Annotated in this window: 23 protein-coding genes; 13 read left to right on the top strand and 10 right to left on the bottom strand. The window is 70.5% G+C overall.

Translation table 11 applies throughout. The features are described from left to right. Both ACLJQZ_RS14305 and ACLJQZ_RS14300 read left to right on the top strand, forming a co-directional pair. Positions 1–570: a hypothetical protein gene (locus tag ACLJQZ_RS14305; protein ID WP_410620493.1), complete on the top strand. Its 570-nt coding sequence runs from the start codon at positions 1–3 to the stop codon at positions 568–570. Then, entirely contained in the window at positions 567–1,565 is a 999-nt protein-coding gene (locus ACLJQZ_RS14300; RefSeq protein WP_410620492.1) for a hypothetical protein, read from the top strand. The genes ACLJQZ_RS14305 and ACLJQZ_RS14300 overlap by 4 nt, the downstream gene beginning before the upstream one ends. On the opposite strand, the gene ACLJQZ_RS14295 is transcribed toward ACLJQZ_RS14300, so the two are convergent. Continuing rightward, positions 1,562–1,774 carry a hypothetical protein gene (locus ACLJQZ_RS14295; RefSeq protein ID WP_410620491.1) on the bottom strand — a complete coding sequence of 71 codons (213 nt, stop codon included), beginning with the start codon at positions 1,772–1,774 and terminating at the stop codon, positions 1,562–1,564. The genes ACLJQZ_RS14300 and ACLJQZ_RS14295 overlap by 4 nt on opposite strands. Before the next feature lie 103 nt (positions 1,775–1,877). On the opposite strand from ACLJQZ_RS14295, the gene ACLJQZ_RS14290 reads away from it, so the two are divergent. Next, a complete protein-coding gene (locus tag ACLJQZ_RS14290) occupies positions 1,878–2,840 on the top strand; it encodes a response regulator transcription factor (protein ID WP_410620490.1) in 963 nt (320 codons plus the stop codon). Here the strand turns inward: ACLJQZ_RS14290 and ACLJQZ_RS14285 are convergent. From ACLJQZ_RS14285 to ACLJQZ_RS14265, 5 genes are all read right to left on the bottom strand, one after another. Continuing rightward, positions 2,794–3,939 carry an NAD(P)/FAD-dependent oxidoreductase gene (locus tag ACLJQZ_RS14285; protein ID WP_410620489.1) on the bottom strand — a complete coding sequence of 382 codons (1,146 nt, stop codon included), beginning with the start codon at positions 3,937–3,939 and terminating at the stop codon, positions 2,794–2,796. The two genes, ACLJQZ_RS14290 and ACLJQZ_RS14285, sit on opposite strands and share 47 nt — an antisense overlap. Continuing rightward, a complete protein-coding gene (locus ACLJQZ_RS14280; RefSeq protein ID WP_410620488.1) occupies positions 3,936–4,256 on the bottom strand; it encodes a bifunctional 3-phenylpropionate/cinnamic acid dioxygenase ferredoxin subunit in 321 nt (106 codons plus the stop codon). Before ACLJQZ_RS14280 ends, ACLJQZ_RS14285 begins: the two co-directional genes overlap by 4 nt. 216 nt (positions 4,257–4,472) lie before the next feature. Then, positions 4,473–6,140, bottom strand: coding sequence for a choline dehydrogenase (gene betA, locus ACLJQZ_RS14275; RefSeq protein WP_410620487.1), 1,668 nt, complete (start codon positions 6,138–6,140; stop codon positions 4,473–4,475). Positions 6,141–6,149: 9 nt separating this feature from the next. Continuing rightward, positions 6,150–7,718, bottom strand: coding sequence for an amino acid permease (locus ACLJQZ_RS14270; RefSeq protein WP_410620486.1), 1,569 nt, complete (start codon positions 7,716–7,718; stop codon positions 6,150–6,152). 33 nt (positions 7,719–7,751) lie between these two features. Continuing rightward, positions 7,752–9,218: an aldehyde dehydrogenase family protein gene (locus ACLJQZ_RS14265; protein ID WP_410620485.1), complete on the bottom strand. Its 1,467-nt coding sequence runs from the start codon at positions 9,216–9,218 to the stop codon at positions 7,752–7,754. 160 nt (positions 9,219–9,378) lie between these two features. On the opposite strand from ACLJQZ_RS14265, the gene ACLJQZ_RS14260 reads away from it, so the two are divergent. Beyond that, on the top strand, positions 9,379–9,969 hold the full coding sequence (locus tag ACLJQZ_RS14260; protein ID WP_410620484.1) for a TetR/AcrR family transcriptional regulator: 591 nt from the start codon (positions 9,379–9,381) through the stop codon (positions 9,967–9,969). 284 nt (positions 9,970–10,253) lie between these two features. Continuing rightward, positions 10,254–11,372, top strand: a complete 1,119-nt coding sequence (locus tag ACLJQZ_RS14255; protein ID WP_410620483.1) for an aromatic ring-hydroxylating oxygenase subunit alpha — start codon at positions 10,254–10,256, stop codon at positions 11,370–11,372. A gap of 42 nt (positions 11,373–11,414) precedes the next feature. Here ACLJQZ_RS14255 and ACLJQZ_RS14250 read toward each other — a convergent pair whose 3' ends face one another. After that, positions 11,415–12,062, bottom strand: a complete 648-nt coding sequence (locus ACLJQZ_RS14250; protein WP_410620482.1) for a GntR family transcriptional regulator — start codon at positions 12,060–12,062, stop codon at positions 11,415–11,417. A 55-nt stretch (positions 12,063–12,117) separates the two neighbouring features. On the opposite strand from ACLJQZ_RS14250, the gene ACLJQZ_RS14245 reads away from it, so the two are divergent. Genes ACLJQZ_RS14245 through ACLJQZ_RS14220 form a run of 6 tightly spaced genes read left to right on the top strand, consistent with a single transcriptional unit; the run spans position 12,118 to position 19,914 of the window. Then, entirely contained in the window at positions 12,118–13,347 is a 1,230-nt protein-coding gene (locus ACLJQZ_RS14245) for a sarcosine oxidase subunit beta family protein (protein WP_410620481.1), read from the top strand. Positions 13,348–13,356: 9 nt separating this feature from the next. Beyond that, the gene (locus ACLJQZ_RS14240; RefSeq protein ID WP_410620480.1) at positions 13,357–13,635 is read left to right on the top strand and encodes a sarcosine oxidase subunit delta; all 279 of its coding nucleotides are present in this window, start codon (positions 13,357–13,359) and stop codon (positions 13,633–13,635) included. After that, a complete protein-coding gene (locus ACLJQZ_RS14235) occupies positions 13,632–16,169 on the top strand; it encodes a 2Fe-2S iron-sulfur cluster-binding protein (RefSeq protein WP_410620479.1) in 2,538 nt (845 codons plus the stop codon). The genes ACLJQZ_RS14240 and ACLJQZ_RS14235 overlap by 4 nt, the downstream gene beginning before the upstream one ends. Next, on the top strand, positions 16,159–16,638 hold the full coding sequence (locus ACLJQZ_RS14230) for a sarcosine oxidase subunit gamma (RefSeq protein WP_410620478.1): 480 nt from the start codon (positions 16,159–16,161) through the stop codon (positions 16,636–16,638). Before ACLJQZ_RS14235 ends, ACLJQZ_RS14230 begins: the two co-directional genes overlap by 11 nt. After that, a complete protein-coding gene (gene purU, locus ACLJQZ_RS14225; protein ID WP_410620477.1) occupies positions 16,635–17,477 on the top strand; it encodes a formyltetrahydrofolate deformylase in 843 nt (280 codons plus the stop codon). The genes ACLJQZ_RS14230 and purU overlap by 4 nt, the downstream gene beginning before the upstream one ends. Before the next feature lie 10 nt (positions 17,478–17,487). After that, the gene (locus ACLJQZ_RS14220; protein ID WP_410620476.1) at positions 17,488–19,914 is read left to right on the top strand and encodes a GcvT family protein; all 2,427 of its coding nucleotides are present in this window, start codon (positions 17,488–17,490) and stop codon (positions 19,912–19,914) included. Between the two features lie 12 nt (positions 19,915–19,926). Here ACLJQZ_RS14220 and ACLJQZ_RS14215 read toward each other — a convergent pair whose 3' ends face one another. Continuing rightward, complete coding sequence (locus ACLJQZ_RS14215; protein ID WP_410620475.1) at positions 19,927–20,322, bottom strand: hypothetical protein; 396 nt, start codon at positions 20,320–20,322, stop codon at positions 19,927–19,929. Between the two features lie 150 nt (positions 20,323–20,472). Between ACLJQZ_RS14215 and ACLJQZ_RS14210 the strand changes: the two genes are divergently transcribed. Next, complete coding sequence (locus tag ACLJQZ_RS14210; RefSeq protein ID WP_410620474.1) at positions 20,473–21,987, top strand: S1C family serine protease; 1,515 nt, start codon at positions 20,473–20,475, stop codon at positions 21,985–21,987. Between the two features lie 5 nt (positions 21,988–21,992). Here ACLJQZ_RS14210 and ACLJQZ_RS14205 read toward each other — a convergent pair whose 3' ends face one another. Further along, positions 21,993–22,367: a MarR family winged helix-turn-helix transcriptional regulator gene (locus tag ACLJQZ_RS14205; protein WP_410620473.1), complete on the bottom strand. Its 375-nt coding sequence runs from the start codon at positions 22,365–22,367 to the stop codon at positions 21,993–21,995. 86 nt (positions 22,368–22,453) lie between these two features. Between ACLJQZ_RS14205 and ACLJQZ_RS14200 the strand changes: the two genes are divergently transcribed. After that, positions 22,454–23,911, top strand: coding sequence for an MFS transporter (locus ACLJQZ_RS14200; RefSeq protein ID WP_410620472.1), 1,458 nt, complete (start codon positions 22,454–22,456; stop codon positions 23,909–23,911). Between the two features lie 99 nt (positions 23,912–24,010). On the opposite strand, the gene ACLJQZ_RS14195 is transcribed toward ACLJQZ_RS14200, so the two are convergent. Beyond that, entirely contained in the window at positions 24,011–24,469 is a 459-nt protein-coding gene (locus ACLJQZ_RS14195; protein ID WP_410620471.1) for a carboxymuconolactone decarboxylase family protein, read from the bottom strand. Positions 24,470–24,480 lie beyond the last annotated feature (11 nt).

The raw sequence follows: 24,480 nt of genomic DNA, 5'->3' as shown, positions 1-24,480 counted from the left end.
GTGACGACTCCAGCCCAGCACGACCGGGACCAGGCGGCGGCGCGCGTGGGCCGGCTCAAGCAGGACCTGGCGGGCCGGCTCGAAACGGCGCCGGAGCCCGGTGCCGAGGACGCCGAGCCGATGGACCGGCTCGTGGCGGCGGCCGTGCGGCTGCTGGACGCCGAGGCGGACCACGACGAGGCCGTGCGCCGGCTGGTGGCGGCGGAGCTCGGCGCCCGCCACGCGGCGACGCAGCGCGCGGTCGTGTTCTTCGCGGCCGGGCCGGTGCTCGCCGGGCTGGTCTCGGCCGCGCTCGTGCTGTTCGGCGTGCTGTCGCCCGGGTGGCTGCCGTTGCTGGTCCCGCTGTTCGCGGCCGGGATGTGGATCGGGTTCGCGCCCGTCCGGAAGGTGCCGGCGGTGCTGCGCGAACGGACGCGGGCGGCCTGGGCGGGCACGCTGGCCGCGGTGTTCCTGGTGGTGGCGTTGCTGCCGTGGCCGTCGAGCACGGCGAACGTGGTGAGCACGATCCTGGCGGTGCTCGGGACGGCGGGCGCGATCGCGGGCCTGGTCCGGGAAAGCCGGATCCCGTGACGCGCGGCTACGCCACCTACGGCGACGACCCCGACTTCGAGGCAGAGTACGCCGACTACGCCGAGCCGGCCGACGACACGCGCCGCGACCTCGACGAGCTGTTCGCGGCCGTCGACGGGCTGCGCACCGCCGTCCAGGACGTCGACGCCCGGGACGCCGGGCTGCGCCAGGAGTTCGCGGACCTCTCCGACCGGCTCGGCCCCGGAGCGTCCCAGGAGCACCGCGTCGACCAGCTCAGCCGGCAGCTCGAACGGCTGCAGCAGCAGGTCCAGGCGCTGGAGCGCGCGGTGCGCGTGTCCGACGGCGTGCCGCAGGCGAACCTCGACGACGTCGGCGCGGAGACGCGCGCGCTGGCGGCGCAGGCCGCGCGCTGGGACGACCTGCACAAGGAACTGGTGACGAAGGAGCAGCGCGCCCGGCACGAGCAGGAGATCGCGCGGCTGGGGGACGTGCGCGAAGCGGGCGCGCGCTGCGACGCCGACTTGCTGGACGTCATCCGCCGCCTCGCGACGACGGACCGCGGTTCCCGCGCTCGCGGGGACGCCGAGTCGTCGTTGCGCGCGTTGAGCACCCGTCGCCGCACCCTGCTGGACGAGGAGATCCCGGCGGCCTTCGACGCCGCGGAGCAGGCGCGGCTCGCGTTGCGGGAGGCCGACGCGGTCGACGCGCGCGTGGTCCCGCAGCTGGAGCGCGCCGAACGCGCGTGGCAGGACCTGCAGGTCCGCCTGCGGACCCGGATCACCGACGCGCTCGGCTCCAACGCCCTGCTCCCGATGTGGTTCAGCCACGCTCTGGGGGTGGCTCCACCGTCAGGGACGTCAGGCGACGCCTGGATCCGCACGGCGGCTTCGGTGCTGGCTTACCGGGTGACGTTCGGGATCAAGGACCCGGCCCTGCCGCTCGGGGCCCCGGCGACGGATGGGGCGGACACGACCGAGCGCCGCTGGACGTGGCGGGCCCGGCTGGAGTCCGATTTGGACGATCTGTCCCTCTAAGGTGGCGCGGTATTCCGGCGGTGTCCTTGCGGGGCATGGTGCGTGATGTAGTCGGACAGAACGGCATCGCTGGCCCGCGGTTTCGCCCGGCGCAGCAGCATCCGCAGGCCGATCAAGAAGGCCACGCGGTCGGCGATCCGCGCGATTCCGTAGATGAGCACGGGCAGGCCCGAGCCGCCGGCGATCGCGGCCGCGAGAGCGGGGTCCAAGCTCATCACCTCCGGACGGCGGGGCCTTGTCATCTTCGCCGATCGGCCGTAATAATTGCCATACCATCTGACAAATTCGGACGCCCAGGCGAGGAGATGACTTGTGGTCGTCATCGGCAGGCCGGACGTCCCCGAAGGGGCCCACCGGCGGCTCGTCGACGCCCTCCACGAGGTTTACCTGCGTGCGGGTGCCCCCGGCGTGCGGACGATCGCGCAGCGCGGCGGCGTCAGCCGGGACACCGCGCATCGCGTGCTGACGAATCCGGCCCTGCCGACCTGGCCGGCGCTGGAAGCCGTCGTGGCCGCGCTCGGCGGGGACATCGGACGGTTCCGTGCGCTCTGGGTCGCCGCGCGACAGCCGGACGCGGCGCCGATCACCGAGCCGCCGGCCGAGCCTGTCGCCGGTGCGGGGCCGTCGGTGCGGGTGCTGGTCGTCGAAGACCACCCGCTCTACCGGAAAGCGGTGGTGCAGGCCATGCGCGCGCTCGGGCACGTGGTCGTGGGCACGACTGCGAATGGCGAGGAAGCGGTGTCACTGGCTCTGGAGACCCGGCCCGAGGTCGTCCTCATGGACCACTTCCTGCCCGGGCTGCTGGGCATGGACGCGACGGCGCGGATCCGGTCGGCGGATCCGGCCATCCGAGTGCTGATCCTCAGCGCGCACACGACCGGGGAAATGACTTTGGAGGCCTTGCGATCGGGGGCGCACGGCTTTCTGAGCAAGGACGTCGACGCCGACGAGATCGATCGTGCGATCCGGGCCGTGGCGCGCGGGGAGGTCCACGTGCCCGCCGGGTTCGACGGACCACCTGAGGTCGCCGAGCCGCGCGAACAGGAGCTGAACCCGCGCGAGCGCCGCGTGTTGCAGCTGGTGGCGGAGGGGCACACGGACGCGGAGATCGCCGAGCAGCTCGCGGTCTCGGTCCGTACGGTGCGGTCGTACCTCGACCGCGTACGGGACAAGAGCGGTCTCCGGCGTCGCCCGGAACTGGTCCGTTTCGCGGTCGAGAGCGGTCTGGTCACACCGCGGCCGGGCGGCGCAACGCCTGACGACGCAACCGGTTGAACAGCTTCGGGTTGTTCAACGCGAACACCCCGACCGTCGCCCCGTCACGCTGGTAGGTCGCCACGAAGGACTCGTCAGACGGGCCGCCCTCGACGAAGGTGAGCGCGTCGTTCGGGCGTGGGTGCCCGGCCAGCTGCAGCGTGCCCGCGTATTGGTCCGACCAGACGTAGCCGCTCGGCGTGTACGTGCGTTCGGTCCGTCCGGCCAGGAGGTTGCCCACCGCGACCGGGGCCTGCTCGGACGCGTTCGTCCAGTGCTCGTGGCGTCGTCCGACGCCGTCGGCGTGGTAGCGGGCGACGTCGCCGATCGCCACCACCTGGGGCAGGTCCGTCACCAGGCCCGCGTCCGTGTGGACGCCGTTGCCGACGGTCAGGCCGGAGCCCGCCAGCCAGTCCGTCGCCGGGGTCATGCCGACACCCACCACGACCACGTCGGCCGGGACCAGGGAACCGTCGGCCAGGTGGACGCCGGATTCGGACAGGCTCGCGACCGCGACGCCGCAGCGCAGGTCCGTGCCGTGGTCGGCGTGCAGCCGGGCGCACACCGCCGCCAGCTCCGGGCCCAGCACCGGGGCCAACGGCGCGTTCAGAGCTTCCAAGACGACCACGTCGAGGCCCAGGGAGCGGCACGTCGAGGCCACCTCGGCGCCGATGAAACCCGCCCCGACGATCACCACGCGCACCCCGGGGACCAGTGCGGCTCGCAGCGCCAGCGCGTCGTCGATCGTCCGCAGCGTGTGGGCGCGCTCGAAGCCCGGCAGCGTGCGCGCGCGGCCGCCGGTGGCGATGACGACGCCGTCCGCGTGCACCGAGCCGCCGTCCGAGAGGTGCACCCGGCGGGCGGCCGGGTCCAGCGCCGTCGCGCGGACGCCGAGGCGGAAGTCCAGGGCCAGCGACGCGAGGTCCCCGGCGTCGAGCAGCTCCAGCGCGGCGCGGGAGGTCGTCCCGGCCAGGAAACCCTTGGACAGCGGCGGCCGGTCGTACGGCAGGTGCGCCTCTTCGCCGATCAGCACCACCCCGCCGTCGTAGCCCTGCGCGCGCAGCTCCTGCGCGGCGCGGACCCCGGCCAGCGAAGCGCCGACGACCGCGACGCGCTTCACGCGGCGTCCTCGCGGGCCACGCCCTGGACGTAGATGACGCCGTCGTCGACCAGCACGGTGTACGTCCGCACCGGGGCCTTCGCCGGCAGGCAGCTCGGCACGCCCGTGCGCAGGTCGAACAGCGCCGCGTGCAGCGGGCACTCGACGAAGCAGCCTTCGAGCCAGCCGTCGGCCAGCGAGGCGTCCTGGTGGGTGCACGTGTCGTCGATGGCGTACAGCTCGCCGTCCTCGGTGTGGAACACCGCGATGGCGGGAGACCCCGGGATCCGGACGGACTCACCCGGGGGCAGCTCGTCGACGGTGCATGCGCGAATCATGACGCCTCCGCTAACTGTTGCGCATTGAGGAACATCGACTGTGATCCGCAACAAAGTCTGAATCCCATGGTGGACGTCGTCAAGGGGGTACGCCCCGGTAGTTTCCGTTACCCGGTAACGGAGAATCCGGGCGCGCCGAAACCCGCCACTGCCGCCACAAAGTCACCCTTGTGAGTGGCAAAAACGCATCTTTCCCTACGAAAGCTCGGTATACGCTCAGTGAGCAGGGGTCTCGCCGTGGCGGTAGAACGGCTGCTTGAGCGGGGCCAGCGGGGTGTTGCCGAGGATCAGGTCCGCGGCCTTCTCCGCGGTCATCATCACCGGCGCGTAGATGTTGCCGTTGGGGATGTAGGGCATGACCGACGCGTCGACCACGCGCAGGCCCTCGGTGCCGTGCACCCGCATCGTCTGCGGGTCGATCACGGAGCCCTCGTCCACGCCCATCTTGGCCGTGCACGACGGGTGCAGCGCGGTCTCGGCGTCCTTCGCGACCCAGTCCAGGATCTCTTCGTCGGTCTCCACCGACGGCCCGGGCGAGATCTCCCCGCCGTTGTAGGGACCCATCGCGGACTGGTTGAGGATCTTCCGCGCCACCCGCACGGCTTCCACCCATTCGCGACGGTCGTTCTCCGTGGACAGGTAGTTGAACTTGATCGCCGGGTGCTGGCGCGGGTCGGTCGAGGTGAGCTTCACCGAGCCGCGGGTGTCGGCGTACATCGGGCCGACGTGCACCTGGTAGCCGTGGCCTTCCGTGGGCGCCGACCCGTCGTAGCGGATCGCCACCGGCAGGAAGTGGAACATCAGGTTCGGGTACTTCACCTCGTCGTTCGACCGGACGAACCCGCCGCCCTCGAAGTGGTTGGTCGCGGCCGGGCCGTTCCGCAGAAACAGCCACTGCGCGCCGATGTAGGGCCGCTTCCACTTGGCCAGCGACGGCTGCATCGACACCGGTTCCTTGCAGGCGTACTGGATGTACACCTCCAGGTGATCCTGCAGGTTCTCGCCGACGCCCGGCAGGTCCTTCACGACGTCGATGCCGAGCTTCTCCAGGTCGGCTGCGTTGCCGACGCCGGAGAGCTGCAGCAGCTGCGGGCTGTTGATCGCGCCGCCGCAGAGGATGATCTCCTTGCCGTACACCTCGGCCGGCACGCCCCGGCCTTCGCTGTACTCGACGCCGATCGCGCGGGTGCCGTCGAAGAGGATCTGCGAGACGAACGCGCGCGTCTTCACCGTGAGGTTGGCGCGGTGCTCGACCGGGTGCAGGTAGGCGCCGGCCGCGGACAGCCGGCGTCCTTTCCGGACGTTGCGGTCGAACGCCGCGAAGCCCTCCTGCCGGTAGCCGTTGACGTCGTCGGTGCGCGGGTAGCCCGCTTCCTCGGCGGCGTCGAAGAAGGCGGTGAAGAGCGGGTTGGTCGCCGGGCCGCGCTCCAGTTCGAGCGGGCCGTCGTGGCCGCGCCACTGGCCGTCCGGAGCATCGGCGAGGCAGTTCTCCATGCGCTGGAAGTACGGCAGGCAGTGCGCGTAGTCCCATGTGGACATTCCCGGGTCGCCGGCCCAGCGTTCGTAGTCCAGCGGGTTGCCGCGCTGGAAGATCATCCCGTTGATGCTCGACGAGCCGCCGAGCACCTTGCCGCGGGCGTGGTAGATGCGGCGCCGGTTCATGTGCGGCTCGGGCTCACTGCGGTAGCCCCAGTCGTAGAACTTCGACCCGATCGGGAACGTCAGCGCGGCCGGCATGTGGATGAAGACGTCCCACTTGTAGTCGGACCGGCCGGCCTCCAGGACGAGGACCTTGTTCGACGGGTTCGCCGACAGCCGGTTCGCCAGCGCGCACCCCGCCGAACCACCGCCGACGATGACGAAGTCGTAGGTATCGGAACTCATGGGGCCTCCTCAGCCGGGTAGCGAATCCGGGGCGTTGTCGGGCATGTGCTCGGGGCTCGTGTGCGACGAACCCCAGGTACCGCGCCGGATGTAGAGCATGATCGCACCGACGAGGACGATCAGCCCGGTGACGATCACCGCGCCCCACTGGAAGTACCAGTGGTCGTCGCCGTAGACCTCGGCGCGCGGCCAGATCAGGTTGACCGTCATCGCGGCGCCGTAGACGACCGCGACCAGGTTCACCAGCGTGCCCCAGCGGCCGAGCTTGAAGTACGGCCCGTGGCCCGGGCGCGGCCAGCCACCGCGCAGGCGGCGGATCAGCATCGGGCCGGTGACCATCAGGTAGGGGATGTAGAACAGGATGATCGCGGTCGAGGTCAGGATGAAGAACGCCCGCTGGTTGCCCAGGTTGATCAGCAGCACCACGATGGTGAGGCCGCCGGTGAGCAGCGCGGGCACGACCGGCGTCTTCGAGCGCGGCGACACCTTGGCCATCGCCTTGCTGAACGGCAGCCGGCCGTCGCGGGACATCGCCCACGTCATCCGGATCGCCGCGGTCTGCACGGCCAGGCAGCACACCGTGATCGCGATCGCCGAGCAGATCAGGAAGGCGTCGCCGAGGCCCTCGCCGAGGGTGCTCTTCAGCAGGTACGGCATGCCGGACGTGCTCAGCTCCTTGGCGTTGAGGTCGCCGACGGCCATCATGCCCACGAGCATCATCAGCCCGCCGACGATGAACGCGGCGGTGATCGCCCGCAGGATCGCGCGGGGTGCGTGCCGCCGCGGCTGCGTCGTCTCCTCGGCCAGCGAACCGGCGGTGTCGAAGCCGTAGAAGACGTACGCGCTCATGAGCGACGCGACCAGGAAGGCCCCGAGGTACCCGAACGTGTGACCCTCACCGGTGCCGTGGGTGTCGAAGACGATGCCCGGGCCGCGCTTGATGTGGATGGCGAGCGCGATCACGAGCAGCACGCTCGCGCCGAGCTCCACCGCGACGCCGAAGTTGTTGATCTTCGCCATCAGCTTGACCCCGATGAGGTTCACGACCGTGGCGAACACGACCAGGATGAGCGCCAGGATGATGGCGTTCTGCGCGCCGCCCGGTGTCGACGTCAGGCCGGCGTCGTCGTCGCTGCCGACGATCTGGAACGCGGTCGACACCTGCGGCAGGATGATCTGGTAGGCCACCGCGACGGCCGCGGCCGTGACGATCGCGCCGATGATCATGATCCAGCCGGCCAGCCAGGACGTCGCGGGCTTCGCGATCTGTTTCGCCCACTGGTACACCGAGCCGGCGAGCGGGAACTGCCCGGCGAGCTCGGCGAAGCAGAGGGCGACGGCGGCCTGGCCGATGAAGACCAGCGGCCACGTCCAGATGAAGGCCGGGCCGCCCGAGCCGAAGCCGAAGAAGAAGAGCTGGAACACGCCGGTCAGGATGGAGATGTAGCTGAACCCGGCGGCGAAGCTGGAGAACGAGCCGAGCGAGCGCTCGAGCTCCTGGCGGTAGCCGAACTTCTCGAGCTCGGAGCTGTCGTCCGGGGCAGGCCCCCCGCCCGCCTTCTGCGAATCGATGGTCATCGTCGGTCCTCACGTGGTGGGGTGGGGGAGTGATCAGCCCTTGAACCAGTGCTGCGGAACGGGATCGATGTTCTGGTAGACGTGCTTGCTCTCCTGGTACTCCGCCAGCCCGGACGGTCCGAGCTCGCGGCCGATGCCGGACCGGCCGAACCCGCCCCACTCCGCCTGCGGCAGGTAGGGGTGGTAGTCGTTGATCCACACGGTGCCGTGGCGCAGGGCCCCGGCGACCCGCTGGGCGCGGGACGCGTCCGACGTCCACACGGCTCCGGCGAGCCCGTACTCGGTGTCGTTGGCCAGCGCGATCGCGTCGGCCTCTTCGGCGAAGCGTTCGACGGTGACGACCGGGCCGAAGACCTCTTCCCGGACCACCGCCATGTCCCTGGTGCAGTCGGAGAACACCGTCGGGCGCAGGAAGAAACCGCTTTCGTACTGGGCGCCCTCGGGCCGCTTGCCGCCCGCCCGCAGTGTCGCGCCCTCTTGGAGAGCGCTTTCGATGAAGCCCTCGACCTTGGCGCGGTGCTGCGCCGAGACGAGCGGGCCCGTCTCGGTGGCGGGATCGAGGCCGTCGCCGACCCGGATCGCGTCGGCGCGCGCGGCGAGGTCCGCCACGAACCGGTCATGGATGCCATCCTGGACGATCAAGCGCGCGCCCGCTGAGCACACCTGTCCCGAATGGACGAACGCGGCCATCAGCGCGTAGTCGAGGGCGGTGTCGTAGTCGGCGTCGTCGAAGACCACGTTCGGGTTCTTGCCGCCGAGCTCCAGAGCGACCCGGCGGACGCCCTTCGCGGCGGCCGTCATGATCTTCTCGCCGGTCGCGTAGCCGCCGGTGAATGAGACGAGGTCCACGGCCGGGTGCTCGACCATCGCGGCGCCGACGGGACCGGGGCCGAGCAGCAGGTTGACGACGCCCGGCGGGACGCCGGCCTCGTCGAGCAGCGCGACGAGCTTGATCGTGGTCAGCGGCGTCACCTCGCTGGGCTTGAGCACCATCGTGTTGCCCGCGGCCAGCGCCGGGGCGACCTTCCAGGAAATCTGGAGCAGCGGGTAGTTCCACGGCGCGATCAGCGCGCAGACGCCGACCGGCTCGTGCACGATCCGGCTCACGACGGTCGCGCTGCCCGCGTCGACCACCCGGCCGGCGTCCTTGCCGGCGAGGTCGGCGTAGTAGCGGAAGACGTTCGTGACGTCGTCGATGTCGATCCGGCCCTCGCCCAGCGTCTTGCCGGTGTCGAGGCTCTCGGTGCGGGCCAGGTCCTCGCGGTCGCGGACCAGCAGGCCGGCGACGCGTCGGAGCAGCTCGCCGCGCTCGGTGGCGGTGGTCGTGCGCCACGGACCGGCGTCGAAGGCCCGCCGCGCGGCTTCGACGGCGGCGTCGACCTCCTCGGGCCCGGCCTCGGCGACCTTCTCGATCACCTGGCCGGTGGCGGGGTTGAGCACGTCGGAGGCGGTGCCGCCGGCGGCGTCCGTCCAGCCTCCGTCGATGTACAGGTCCTTCATGCGGCCCCTTCCGGTCTCGGTAGTGGCTGCCTGGTCGCGCTTGAGTGCGTACATTTGTACGCGAGACGTGTACAGATGTCCACAAGTAGGGTCCGTCAGGTCGACGTGCGACGATCTGTCCGTCGCGCCGGAGACGCACGAAGGGGGCTGCTCGACACCGATGTCGAAGACCGAATCCACCACGGCGTCCACGGCCGGCCGGCGGCGTGGCCCCAACGACCCCGACCGGCGCGCGCGCATCGCCAAGGCGGCGATCGAGGTCGTCGCCCAGCGGGGCATCGACGGCCTCACCCACCGCGCGGTCGCCGCCGCCGCGGGCGTGCCGCTGGGCTCGACGACCTACCACTTCGCGACCCTGGACGACCTGCTCGAGGTGGCGCTGCACGAGGCCGCCGAGAAGAACGTCCACGCGCTGAAGGAGTGGGAAGCGGCGCTGCCGCCGGACGCCGACTTCGCCGCGGCGCTCGCCGACCTGGTCATGGGCTACATCAAGGAGCAGTACCGCGACACGGTCGTCGAGTACGACCTGTACGTCGCGGCCCTGCACCGCCCCCGGCTCCGCGCGGCGAGCGCGGCCTGGGACGACGCCCTCACCGAGCTGTACGGCAGCCGCACCGACCCGCTCACCGGCCGGCTCCTGGCCGGCCTGTTCTGCGGCCTCCTCATGCAGGCCGCCCTGGCCGACCCCCGCCCGACCCGCGAGGAGATCGAAACCCTCTTCCGCCGAGCCATCCACGGCCCCACTGTGTGATCAGAACGCCGGCACGCGTGATTGAGAGGTCGACACGCGTGATTGAAGGGTCGACACGGCAGGGGCTGGGTGTGTCGACCCTCTGATCACGCGTGTCGACCTCCCCGTCACGCGAGTTGACCCTGTAATCACGCGTGTCGGCTGAAACCTGCCGGAAATCTTGGTGGGGGTTGAAAAACTTGGGTTGACACGGGGTTTGGGTGGGAGTCACTCTGTTCCGGAGTGAGCAACAAGACGCGTTCTGCGCAACTACTCCCGTACTGACCGCGGAGAGGACCCCGACGGTGACCACTACCGATCTCCCGCCGAGCCTGCTCGCCACGCTGCCCGGCACCTACTACACCGATCCGGCGATCTTCGCGCTGGAGCAGGCGAAGATCTTCGAGGCCGACTGGTTCTGCGCCGTGCGCAGCGCGGACCTCGCCGGGCCGGGTGCGTTCGAGACGGTCCGGATCGGCAAGGAGAGCGTCCTGGTCTCGCGGGGGCGCGACGGGAAGCTGAACGCGTTCCTCAACGTCTGCCGCCACCGCGGCGCTCGGCTGTGCACCGCCGAGTCCGGCACCGTGAAGCGCGCGTTCCAGTGCCCGTACCACGCCTGGACGTACGGTCTCGACGGCAAGCTGATCGCCGCGCCGAACCTCACCGGCATGCCGGACGTCGACCGCACGACGTTCGGGCTCACCCGCGTCCACCTGCGCGAATGGCTCGGTTACGCGTGGGTCTGCCTGGCCGAGGAGCCGCCGCCGTTCGAGGGCGGCGTCGTCGCCGCGGTCACCGAACGGCTCGGCGGCGAGAGCGCGATCGAGGCGTACGGCGTCGACGGGCTCGCGCTCGGCAAGCGCATCGAGTACGACGTGAAGGCGAACTGGAAACAGATCATCGAGAACTTCATGGAGTGCTACCACTGCGCGACGATCCACCCGGAGCTCACCGAGGTCCTGCCGGAGTTCGCCGACGGCTACGCCGCGCAGTACTACGTCGGCCACGGCGCGGAGTTCGGCGGCGAGGTCCAGGGCTTCACCGTCGACGGCAGCGAGGGCGTCGAGCGGCTGCCCGGTGTCACCGAGGACCAGGACCGCAAGTACTACGCCGTCACCATCCGGCCGCAGGTGTTCGTCAACCTGGTGCCGGACCACGTGATCCTGCACCGGATGTTCCCGCTGGCGCCGGACCGGACGCTGGTGCGCTGCGACTGGCTCTACCTGCCCGGCGTCGTCGAGTCCGGGCGCGACCTGACGCGTTCGGTCGAGCTGTTCCACCGTGTCAACCTGCAGGACTTCGAGGCGTGCGAACGCTGTCAGGTCGCGATGGACTCGCGCGCCTACGCCGGCGGCGGGGTGCTCGTGCCCAGCGAGCACCACATCGGCGAGTTCCACGACTGGGTCCGTGGTCGCCTCTCGTGAGTGGTAATTCGGGTTCTAACCCTCATTACCACTCACGAGGCTTCAGATGAGCGCCCGGATGGCGGCCTCGAAACCGGCGACGTGCTCGAGCGTGAGCGCGGCGGCCTTCTCGGCGTCGCCCTCGATGATCGCGGTGAGGAGCGGGACGTGCTCGTCGACGTGGCCGGCCATCCCGGGCAGCCGGGGCACGAACACGCACCAGATCCGCGTCGCGAGGTTGTCGTACCGGATGAGCGTGTCCTCGAGGAACGGGTTGTGCACGCACCGGTAGATCGCCCGGTGCAGGGCGAGGTCGGTGCGCAGCAGTTCGGCGTTGTCGCCAGCCGGGACGCCTTCGTCGAGCTGTGCGCGCAACTCGGTGAGCGTCGCCCGGTCGGCCGCGGTCGCACGCCCGGCCGCGGTGGCGGTGGCCATCGGCTCCAGCGTGCGCCGGACCTCGGAGATGTGCGCGAGGTCGGAGATGTTGACGTCGGTGGCGAACGTGCCCCGCCGCGGGTAGGCGACGACCAGCCGCTCGGACTCGAGGCGTTTGAGCGCCTCGCGGATCGGCGTGCGGCCCATGCCGAGGGTGGTGCCGAGCCACTCCTCGTTGATCGGGTCGCCCGGCCGGATGTCGAGCATGACCAGGCGATCACGGACGAAGAGGTACGCCTGCTCCGCCAGCGATGGGGGATTGACCTGTGGGTTCACGCCGCTTAGCCTACATCGACAATTGATATATCAGAAGTCGACCAGGAGGACACGGATGCCTCGCACCCCCGGCGCGGACCTGCCGGACCACCCGGACTTCCTCTGGAACGACCCCGACCCGAAACCGGCCTACGACGTGATCGTGGTCGGCGGCGGCGGGCACGGCCTCGCCACCGCCTACTACCTGGCGAAGGTGCACGGCATCACGAACGTCGCCGTGCTGGAGAAGGGCTGGCTCGCGGGCGGCAACATGGCCCGCAACACCACGATCATCCGCTCCAACTACCTCTGGGACGAAAGTTCCGGCATCTACGAGCACTCCCTCAAGCTGTGGGAAGGCCTCGAAGAGGACCTCGGCTACCCGATCCTGTTCAGCCAGCGCGGCGTGCTCAACCTCGCGCACAGCCTGCAGGACGTCCGTGACAGCGTCCGCCGCGTCGAGGCCAACAAGCTCAACGGCATCGACGCCGAGTGGGTGGACGCCGCGGGCGTCAAGGAGCTGTGCCCGATCGTCAACACCTCGCCGGACGTCCGGTACCCGGTGCTCGGCGCGACCTACCAGCCGCGCGCGGGCATCGCGAAGCACGACTACGTGGCCTGGGGCTTCGCCCGCGCGGCGCACGCGATGGGTGTCGACCTCATCCAGAACTGCGAGGTCACCGGCATCTCCACGGTGAACGGCCGGGTCACCGCGGTCGAGACGTCGAGGGGCCGGATCGCCGCGGGGAAGGTCGCGCTGTGCGCCGCCGGGCACTCGTCGGTGCTGGCGAAGATGGTCGGCCTCGACCTGCCGCTCGTGTCACACCCGTTGCAGGCCCTGGTGTCCGAGCTGCTGGAGCCGATCCACCCGACGGTCGTCATGTCGAACGCCGTGCACGTCTACGTTTCCCAGGCGCACAAGGGCGAACTCGTCATGGGTGCCGGCATCGACAGCTACAACGGCTACGGCCAGCGCGGCTCGTTCCACGTCATCGAGCAGCAGATGGCCGCCGCGCTGGAGCTGTTCCCGGTGTTCGCGCGGGCGCACCTGCTGCGGACGTGGGCGGGCATCGTCGACGTCAGCCCGGACGCGTCGCCGATCGTCGGGCTCACGCCGGTCGAGAACCTGTTCCTCAACTGCGGCTGGGGCACCGGCGGCTTCAAGGCCACGCCGGGGGTCGGCGACGTCTTCGCGGCGACCATCGCGCGCGGGAAGCCGCACGAGTACGCCGAACCCTTCACCTTGGACCGGTTCACGACCGGTGCCCTCGTCGACGAGCACGGCGCCGCCGCCGTGGCCCACTAGGAGTCTTTGATGCAGCTGATTCCCTGCCCGTGGTGCGGGCCACGCGAGGAAGCCGAGTTCCACTACGGCGGCCAGGCCCACGTCGCCTACCCCGAGGACCCGGCCGCACTGTCCGATGAGGACTGGGCGAAGTTCGTGTTCTTCCGCGCCAACCCGAGCGGCCCGTTCGCCGAGCGCTGGAGCCACTCCGCGGGCTGCCGCCGCTGGTTCAACGCCGTCCGCGACACCCGCACCCACGACCTCCTGGCGGTCTACCGCCTCGACGAGCCCAGGCCGGTGATCTCATGACCCGGCTGTCCGGTGTCCCGCTCAAGTTCACCTTCGACGGCCGCGAGCTGACCGGTTTCCTCGGCGACACCTTGGCTTCCGCACTGCTGGCCAACGGTATCCACCAGGTCGCGACCAGCATCAAGTACGGCCGGCCGCGCGGCATCGTCGCGGCGGGTGTCGAGGACTCGAACGCCCTGGTCCAGATCGAAGCGCCGTTCCCGGAGCCGATGCTGTCGGCCACCACCGTCGAGCTGTACGACGGCCTGGTCGCGCGCGGCCTGTCCGGTCAAGGTCGCCTGGCCGCCGAGCCCGACCCGGCCCGGTACGACGCCAAGCACGTCCACTGTGACGTCCTGGTCGTCGGCGCCGGACCCGCCGGCCTCGCCGCCGCGGCCGAAGCCGAAGGCCGGGTGCTGCTGGTCGACGACCAGCCCGACGGGGAAGCTCCGGAAGGAGTCCAGTTCCTCTCGCGCACCACGGCGTTCGGCGTCTACGACGACGGGTTCGTGCTGGCCCTGGAACGCCGAGGCGAGCCCGCCGCGCCCGAACGGATCTCGCGGCAGCGGGTGTGGCGGATCCGGGCGAAGCGGATCGTCATCGCCACCGGTGCCCACGAGCGGCCGATCGTGTTCCCGGACAACGACCGCCCGGGCATCATGCTCGCCGGTGCCGCGCGCACGTACCTGAGCCGCTACGGCGTCCTGGCCGGGCGGCGGGTGGTGGTGTTCACCACCAACGACAGCGCGTACGACGCCGCCTCCGAACTGGCGGAGGCCGGGGCCGAGATCGTGCGGATCGTCGACGCTCGCGAGGGCTACGGCGTCATCGGAACGGGCGGCAACGAGCACATCACCGCCGCCCACGTGGCGAAACTGGGCGAGATGCAGGGGGAGCGGGTCGAGTGCGACCTGCTGCTCGTGTCCGGCGGCTGGAACCCGGCCGTGCACCTCTACAGCCAGGCCCGCGGTGCCCTGCGCTACGACCCCCGGCTGGGCGCCTACGTCCCGGCCGGCGGACTCCCGAACGTGAGCGTCGTGGGTGCGGCGGCGGGAGAAGGACTGCCGGAGGCCATGACGCTCTGGCAGGTGCCCGCGCCGGAGTCCGAAGTAGACACCCGGTTCGTGGACCAGCAGCGGGACGCGACGGTCTCGGACGTCCTGCGCGCCACCGGCGCCGGGCTGCGCTCGCTGGAACACATCAAGCGCTACACCACCATCGGCACCGCGCACGACCAGGGCAAGACGTCCGGCCTCCTCGCCGCGGGCATCACCGCCGAGGCCCTCGGTGTCGACCTGTCGACGCAGCGGCCCACGACGTTCCGGCCGCCGTACACGCCGGTGTCGTTCGCCGCGCTGGCCGGACGGCACCGCGGTGACCTGCACGATCCCGTGCGCGTCACCACGATCCACCCGTGGCACGTCGAGCACGGCGCCGAGTTCGAGAACGTCGGCCAGTGGAAACGGCCGTGGTACTACCCGCGACCCGGCGAGACGATGCACGACGCCGTCCTGCGCGAATGCCGCGCGGCGCGCACCGACGTCGCAGTGATGGACGGGTCCACCCTGGGCAAGATCGACGTCCAGGGCCCGGACGCCGCCGCGTTCCTCGACCTGCTCTACACGAACATGATGAGCAACCTGCGCGTCGGCCGCATCCGTTACGGCGTGATGTGCGGCGTCGACGGCATGGTCATCGACGACGGCACGGTCATCCGCGTCGCCGAGGACCGCTTCCTCGTCACCACCACGACCGGCAACGCGGCCATGGTCCTCGAATGGATGGAGGAGTGGCTGCAGACGGAATGGCCGCACCTCGACGTCTTCGCGACGTCGGTCACCGAACACTGGGCCACGCTCCCGCTGGTCGGCCCCCGCTCCCGGGAAGTCCTGGGCCGGTTGGCGCCGGACCTCGACGTCAGCAACGACGCCTTCGGGTTCATGACCTGGCAGGACGCCGAAGTCGCCGGGCTCAAGGCGCGGGTCTGCCGGATCAGCTTCTCCGGCGAGCTGGCCTACGAGATCAACGTCCCGTCCTGGTACGGCCGCGCGTTGTGGGAGTCCATAGTGGACGAAGGTGCCACGCCGTACGGCACCGAAACCATGCACGTCCTGCGCGCCGAGAAGGGTTACCCGATCATCGGCCAGGACACCGACGGCACGGTCACCCCGCAGGACCTCGGCATGGCCTGGGCGGTCTCCAAGAAGAAGGTCGACTTCCTCGGCAAGCGTTCGTTCGCCCGCGCCGAGAACAACCGGCCGGACCGCAAGCAGCTCGTCGGCCTGCTGCCCGTCGATCCGTCAGTGCTGCTGCCTGAGGGTTCGCAGATCATCGAGTCCGAAACCGTGCCCGAACCGCCGGTGCGGATGCTCGGCCACGTCACCTCCAGCTACCACAGCGCGGCCCTGGAACGGACCTTCGCGCTGGCCTTGGTGCGCTCGGGCCGGGAGCGCGTCGGCGAAACGCTGTACGTCCCCGTCGACGACCAGGTGGTGCCGGTGACCGTGACCGAGTCCGTGCTCTTCGACAAGGAAGGAGCCCGCCGTGACGGCTGAAGCGGTCGAAGAACCGTTCCGCACGCAGCTCACCGTGCGCCTCCGGGAGGGGCACACCCTGCTCGGCGTCGACCTGCCCGCGCCGTGCACCTTCACCAGCGGCAACGGCGTCGACGTCCTCTGGATGGGGCCCGACGAATACCTCGTGCTCGCCGAACCCGGACGTCAGGCCGAGCTGGAAGCGGCACTTTCACGTGAAAGTGCCGTCTTGGCGGTGGTCGACGTCTCGGCGCAGCGCGTGACCGTGCAGCTGACCGGGGCGCACGCCCGGGACGTGCTCGCCCACGGCTGCTCGATCGACCTCGACCCGTCGGTGTCGCCGCCGGGGACCTGCGTGCAGACGTTGCTCGCCCGCACCGGGATCGTGCTCATGGTCACCGAAGACGGCTTCACGATCCTCGTGCGGCAGTCGTTCGCGAACTACTTCACGGCCTGGCTGGCCGACGCGAGTCCGAAGTACGTCTCGTGACCTTCACCTTGACCCTCAACTGCCCCGAGCGCTCGGGCATCGTGCACGCCGTCACGACGTTCCTCGTCGGGCAGGGCTGCGACATCGTCGAGCACCAGCAGTTCGACGACGACGTCCGCGGCTCGCTGTTCCTGCGCACGTCGTTCACCGCACCCGAACCGACCACAGTGGACGATCCGCGGCGCGACTTCGCCGTGGTGGCCGGGGACTTCGGGATGGAGTTCGGCTTCTCCGACGGGACGCCGCCGCGGATCCTGGTGATGGTGTCGAAGTTCGGGCACTGCCTCAACGACCTGCTGTTCCGCTGGCGTGCCGGCGCCCTCGGCGCGGACATCGCCGCGGTCGTGTCCAATCACGAAGACCTGCGGCCGATGGCCGAAGCGGCCGGCGTGCCGTTCGAGCACGTGCCGGTGACGCCGGAGACCAAGCCCGAGGCCGAGCAGCGGCTGCTCGACCTGGTCGGCGAGTACCAGGCCGATCTCGTCGTGCTCGCGCGGTACATGCAGGTGCTGTCCAACGACCTGTGCCTCAAGCTCGAAGGCCGCGCGATCAACATCCACCACTCGTTCCTGCCCGGGTTCAAGGGCGCCAAGCCCTACCACCAGGCCTACGACCGCGGCGTCAAGTACGTCGGCGCGACGGCGCACTACGTCACGCCCGACCTCGACGAGGGTCCGATCATCGAGCAGGAGGTCGCGCGCGTCGACCACACCTACTCGCCGCGCGAGCTGGTGACCGTCGGGCGCGACGCCGAAGCGCTCGCCCTGTCCCGCGCGGTGCGCTGGCACTGCGAACGCCGCGTCCTGCTCAACGGCAACAGCACTGTTGTGTTCCGATAGGAGTTCCGCCATGACCGCACCGAAAGTCGTGATCATCGGCGCCGGCATCGTCGGCGCGAACCTGGCCGACGAGCTCACCGCCCGCGGCCGGTCCGACGTCACCGTGCTCGACCAGGGCCCGCTGCCGCGCACCGGCGGGTCGACGTCCCACGCGCCCGGCCTGGTGTTTCAGACCAACGCGTCCAAGACCATGACGGAGTTCGCGAAGTACACCGTCTCGAAGTTCCTGGAGCTGGACTGTTTCCTCCAGGTCGGCGGCATGGAGGTCGCGACCACCCCGGCGCGCTGGGAGGACCTCAAGCGCAAGCACGGCTGGGCGACCTCGTGGGGCGTCGAGGGCTCGCTCATCGACGCCGACGAGTGTGTGCGCAGGTGGCCGCTGCTCGACGGCTCGCAGGTTTTCGGCGCGCTTTACGTGCCCAGCGACGGGCTGGCGCAGGCCGCGAAAGCTGTGGAAGTCCTCGCCGAGCGGGCTACCGCGCGGGGCGCCCGGTTCATCGGCTCGACGCGCGTGACCGACGTGCTGCAGGAAGGCGGGCGCGTCACCGGCGTCCGGACCGACCAGGGTGACTTCCCGGCCGACATCGTCGTTTCGTGCGCCGGGTTCTGGGGCCGCGAGATCGGCGCGATGGTCGGCATGGACGTCCCGCTGCTGCCGCTGGCGCACCAGTACGTCAAGACCGGGCGGATCGACGAACTGGTCGGGCGCAACACCGACGAGGTCGAAGCGAGCATGCCGATCCTGCGCCACCAGGACCAGGACCTGTACTTCCGCGAGCACGTCGACCGCATCGGCATCGGCTCCTACGCACACCGCCCGATGCCGGTCGAAGAGTCCACATTGGACCCTTCGGTGACAGACAGTGCCATGCCGTCGATGCTGCCCTTCACCGAGGACGATTTCGCGCCGTCGTGGGAGCAGAGCCAATTGCTGCTGCCCGCGCTGCGGCATGCGAAGGTCGAGGAAGGCTTCAACGGCATCTTCTCCTTCACCCCGGACGGCCAGTCACTGGTCGGCGAATCGGCCGACGTCCGCGGCTTCTGGCTCGCCGAAGCCGTCTGGGTGACGCACTCCGCGGGCATCGCCAAGGCCGTCGCGGAGCTGCTGGTCGACGGCCGCTCGGAGACCGACCTGCACGAGGTCGACGTCCACCGCTTCGAGGAGGTCCAGCTCGCGTCGTCGTACGTGCACGAGACGGCGCAGCAGAACTTCGTCGAGGTCTACGACATCCTGCACCCGTTGCAGCCCAAGCTGTCCCCGCGCGACCTGCGCGTGACGCCGTTCCACGTGCGGCAGCGCGAGCTGGGCGCGGTGTTCCTGGAGGCGGGCGGCTGGGAGCGGCCGCACTGGTTCGAGGCCAACGCGCCGCTGCTGAAGAAGCTGCCGCACGACGCGCTGCCGCCCGCGCGCGACGGCTGGTCCGCGCAGTTCCACTCGCCGATCGCGGCGGCCGAGGCCTGGCAGACGCGCAACGCCGTGGCGATGTACGACATGACGCCGTTGAAGCGCGTCGAGATCAGCGGGCCCGGCGCGCTGGAGTTCCTGCAGTCGCTGACGACCAACCAGCTCGACAAGTCCGTCGGCTCGGTCACCTACACGCTGATGCTGGACGAAGCGGGTGGCGTGCGCAGTGACGTCACCGTGGCGCGGCTCGGGCCCGAGGAGTTCCAGGCCGGGATCAACGGCAACATCGACGTCGACCACTTCGTCAAACACAAGCCGGACGGGGTGCGGGTCCGCGACATCACCGGCGGCACGTGCTGCGTCGGGGTCTGGGGCCCGCTCGCCCGCGACCTCGTGCAGCCGCTGAGCCCGGACGACTTCTCGCACGCCGGGCTGAAGTACTTCCGGGCGCGGAAGGCCCGGATCGCCGGGGTGCCGGTCGTCGCGATGCGGCTGTCCTACGTGGGCGAACTCGGCTGGGAGATCTACACGAGCGCGGACAACGGCCTGCGGCTGTGGGACGCGCTGTGGGCGGCCGGGCAGCCCCTCGGCGTCGTCGCCGGCGGGCGGGCCGCGTTCAACAGCCTGCGCCTGGAGAAGGGCTACCGGCTGTGGGGCACCGACATGACCACCGAGCACGACCCGTACGAGGCCGGCGTCGGCTTCGCGGTGCGCCCGGCCAAGGGTGAGTTCCTCGGGCGTGCCGCCCTGGAGAACCGGACGCCGTCGCGGCGGCTGCGGTGCCTCACGATCGACGACGGCCGGACCGTGGTGCTGGGCAAGGAACCGGTGTTCGTCGACGGCGTCCCGGCGGGGTACATCACGAGCGCCGCCTACGGCTACACGATCGGGAAGCCGATCGCGTACGCCTGGCTGCCGGAGCCGGCGGACGTCGGGAGCGGCGTGGAGATCGAGTACTTCGGCCGCCGCGTGCCGGCGACAGTGGCGGCGGAGCCCCTGTTCGACCCGGCGATGGACCGGATCCGGCGGTGACCCGCGCGGCGCTCAGTCGCTGAAGTCGCCGTTCATCGACTGGGTGCCGGGGCCGTCCCCGCCGCCGCTGCTGCTGGTCTGGAGCAGGCCGTCGACCTTCGCCGTCGCGTTCACCGAGCCGTCCGCGTACTGCATGACGACCTGGTATTCGTGCCTGCCGGTGTGCGGCGGGAAGCTGAACGTGCGGCTCCAGGGCAGCTTCACGTTCTTCTCTTCCGTCGGCTTGCCGTCGATCGTGCAGGTCAGGGTGGTGACGACGGCCGAGCCCGAGACGTCGAACACCAGCCGGTGCGGCTCGCCGGCCGCGGCGGAGGTCGCCTGCGGGGCGGGTGACGGTGTCCCGGCGGTCGTGCCGCTGCACCCGGCGACCAGGAAGGCGGCCGCGAGCAGGACGGCGGTGCGCTTCATACCCGGAAGGGTAACGTCGATCACACGGGACCGGTCCCGGCGTTCGGGTGGGTACATCCACAGCAACTCCATGGAACCGGACAAGGAAATTCTCAGGAACGCGGCGTTTGCTGGAACGGCGAAGGCGTGCCGAGGGCTGGGAGCAAGGGCATGAGCGAGTACGACCAACGGCCGCAGGGCGGCGGCGAGTACCCCCACGGCCAGGATCCGTACGGCCGGAATTCCTACGGCCAGGGCCAGGGCGAGTACTCGCAGGGCTACTACCAGCCCGGCTACTACCAGCCCCGGGACCAGCCGCGCGACCAGTGGGGCCGGCCGTACCCGCCGCAGCCTTACCCCCAGCAGTCCTACGGCCGTGAGGGGCACCCTCAGGGCTTTTACGGCCATGAGGGTGCCCCTCACGACTTTTACGGTCGTGAAGGTGCCCCTCACGGCTCTTACGGTCGTGAAGGTGCCCCTCACGACCCGTATCGCCCTGAAGGTGCCCCTCACGGCTTTTACGGCCAAGACGGCGGCGGGTACGGCTACCCGCCCCCGCCGCCCGCGTACCCGCCGCCGCGCAAGCGGCATCCGCTGCGGACGCTGACCGTCACCATTGTCGCGGTGGCGCTGGCCGTGGTGGCCGGGCTCGGCATCGGGCACCTGATCTCGGCGAACAGCCCCACCGCGTCCGGCAACCAGGACTTCGGCTTCTCCGGGCAGCCCAGCGCGTCGGCCACGGTGCTCGACGCCAGTGCCGTGGCCGCGAAGGTCAACCCGGCGATCGTCAACGTCAACACCGAGCTGGGCCTGCAGGGCGCGGCGGCCGCGGGCACCGGCATCGTGCTGACCCCGGACGGCGAGGTGCTGACGAACAACCACGTCGTCGCCGGCGCGACCAGCATCAAGGTCACCAGCATCGGCACCGGCGACACGTTCACCGCGCACGTCGTGGGCTACGACCGCAGCGAGGACATCGCGGTGATCCAGCTCGAAGACGCGTCCGGGCTGCCGACGGCGGCCCTCGGCGACTCCTCGACGGTCAAGGTCGGCGACCAGATCCTCGGCCTCGGCAACGCGGGCGGCCGCGGCGGCGACCCGGTGCCGGCGCCGGGCACGGTCACCGCGCTGGACCAGTCGATCACCGCGTCGGACGAGTCCAGCGGGTCGTCCGAGCAGCTCACCGGGCTGATCCAGGTCCAGGCCAACATCGAGTCGGGCGACTCCGGTGGTCCGCTGGTCAACGCGAACGCGCAGGTCATCGGCGTCGACACCGCGGCGTCCACCGGTTACCAGCTCAACGGCCGCCGCAGCGGTGCGGGCGGCCAGGGCTTCGCGATCCCGATCAACCAGGCCGTCGACATCGCGCACCAGATCGTCGAGGGCACCGCGACGGACAAGATCCACATCGGCAAGACGGCGTTCATCGGCGTTTCGGTGTCGGACGGCCAGGGCGGCGGCGCCCAGGTCCGCGACGTCGTCGCGCGCGGCCCGGCCCAGCAGGCGGGCCTCGCGGCGGGCGACGTCATCGCGGCCATCGACGGCAAGGCGATCGACTCGGCGACGACGTTGACGAACGTGATGGACACCCACCACCCGGGCGACCAGCTGACGCTGACCGTGTTGAACGCTTCCGGGGCGCAGCAGCAGCTTCAGGTGAAGGCCGTCGAAGGCCCGGTCGGCTAAGAAGCTCAGCCCAGGATTTCGTTCAGCACCTCGCGGTGCGTCCCCTTCGCCGCGAGGTACTTCTCCCGGCCGGCGTCGGTGATCGTGACGAAGATGCCCCGGCGGTCCACGTCGCAGAGGGCGCGTTCCACCAGGCCTTCCTTCTCCAGCCGGGCGACCAGCCGGGACGTCGCGCTCTGGCTCAGGTGGATCGCGCCGGTGAGGTCGGCCGAGCGGCACTTGAAGTCGCAGGTGGCGAGCCGTTCGAGGGCTTCGAACTCGTTCGCGCCGATCCCGTGGTTCTCCTGCAGGCGGCACTCGAGCGTGCTGAACACGGCCGAGTAGCGGGCCAGCAGCTCGTGCCACTCTTCGACCAGACCTTGCTCGGCGACGTCGCTCACGGCGACCAACTTAGCACGCGTTGACATCTGATGCAATGACATTTAATGCTTAGACATTAGATGCGTGTGCATGTACTGTCGCCGTCATGAGTTCTTCCGCGGACCTGTCCACCACCTCGACCCGGTGGGACGCGCGCCTCTGGGGTGTCCTGCTCACGGTGTCCATCGTCATCGGCCTCGACGCGCTCGACGTGTCGATGGTCGGTGTCGCCCTCCCCGCCATCCAGGCCGACCTGGGCCTGTCCACCGCCGCGCTGCAATGGGTCGTCAGCGGCTACGTGCTGGGTTACGGCGGGCTGCTGCTGCTCGGCGGGCGCACCGCCGACCTGCTCGGCCGCCGCCGCGTCTTCCTCGTCGCGGTCGCGGTGTTCGCGCTGGCCTCGCTGCTCGGCGGCCTGGTCGACGACGGCGCGCTGCTCATCGCGAGCCGCTTCATCAAGGGCCTGGCCGCCGCGTTCACGGCGCCGGCCGCGCTGTCCATCATCACCACGACGTTCCGGGAAGGCCCCGCCCGCAACAAGGCGATCAGCATCTTCGCCGTCTTCGGCGCCAGCGGGTACTCCGCCGGGCTGGTCTTCTCCGGGCTGCTGACCGAGGTCGGCTGGCGCTGGACGTTCCTGCTGCCCGCGCCGATCGCCGTCTTCGCGTTCGTCGCCGCCTGGAAGCTGATCCCGTCCTACCGCGCCGAAGAGGGGCGTGGCTACGACTTCCCGGGCGCGATCACCGGCGCCGTCGGGTCGCTGCTGCTGGTGTTCGGCGTCGTCGAGGCGCCGCAGGCCGGCTGGGCCTCGCCGCGCACGCTGATCACGTTCGCCGTCGCCGTCGCGCTGCTGGCGGCGTTCGTCCTCATCGAGAAGCGCAGCGCCCACCCGTTGCTGCGCCTGGGCATCCTGAAGTCCGGGCCGCTGGCCCGCGCCAACCTCGGCGGCGCGTTGTTCTTCGGCGCGTACATCGGGTTCCAGTTCGTGGTGATGCTCTACCTGCAGCGGGTGCTGGGCTGGTCCGCGCTGCAGACCGCGCTCGGCTTCCTGCCGGCGGCGCTGATCGTCGCGTTCGGCTCGCCGCGCATCGAGCCGCTGATCGACCGCGTCGGCACCCCGCGCACGATCTTCGCGGGCGTCGTCGCGCACGTCATCGGGTACGCGCTGTTCCTGCGGGTCGACGAGCACTCGGGCTACGCGGCCTACGTCCTGCCCAGCATGGTCCTGCTCGGCATCGGCTTCATGCTGGCGTTCTCGTCGCTCAACATCCAGGGCACGAACGGCATCTCCGACGACGAACAGGGCCTGGCCGGCGGCCTGCTCAACACGTCGCTCCAGGTCGGCGGCGCGATCGGGCTCGCGGTGGTGACGGCGGTCCTGACCGCCAACGGCGGCGGTGAGGCGTCGCCCGCCGCCCTGCTCACCGGGCTGACGCCGGCGCTGAGCGTGGTCACCGGCATCGCGGTGCTGGGCCTGCTCGTCGCGATCAGCGGTCTGGTGGCCCGGAAGCGCGTCGTCGAGGAACCGGTCGTCGAGGAGGATCTGCTCGCTCTCGCGGACTGACGACCAAGCGCCCCAATGTGGCGTTGGTTGCGTCCAACGCACCCAATGTGGCGTTCGGTGCGTCAGACGCACCGAACGCCACATTGGGGCGCTTCCTGGTCAAGCGGCTGCCCGCTCGTCCGTGCCGGGCACCTTCGCCGTGGTGATGGCGATGCGGTTCCACGTGTTGCCGGCGAAGATCACCGCGAGCAGCTGGGCCAGCTCCTCCTCGCCGAACTGGCCGGCGGCCCGGGCGTAGACGTCGTCGGGGACGCCGGCGGCCGAGATGAGCGTGACGGCGTCGGTCAGCGCCAGCGCCGCCCGCTCCTGCTCGCTGAAGAAGTTCGCGGCCTCGTGCCAGACGGCGACCATGTGCAGCCGTTCCTCGCTCTCGCCCGCCTTCCGGGCGTCGGAGGTGTGGATGTGCAGGCAGTAGGCGCAGCGGTTGAGCTGCGCGGTCCGGATCTGGACCAGCTCGACCAGCGCGGGGTCGAGCCCGGCGCGGGCGGCGGCGTCGAAGCCGATCAGGGCCTTGAAGGCCTTCGGGGCGGACTTGCCGAAGGTGGTGCGGTGCGTCATGACCGGAAATC

It is taken from the genome of Amycolatopsis sp. cmx-8-4, assembly GCF_046548675.1.
In the GTDB taxonomy this organism is placed as follows: domain Bacteria; phylum Actinomycetota; class Actinomycetes; order Mycobacteriales; family Pseudonocardiaceae; genus Amycolatopsis.
This window is presented reverse-complemented; position numbering and strand designations above follow the sequence as displayed.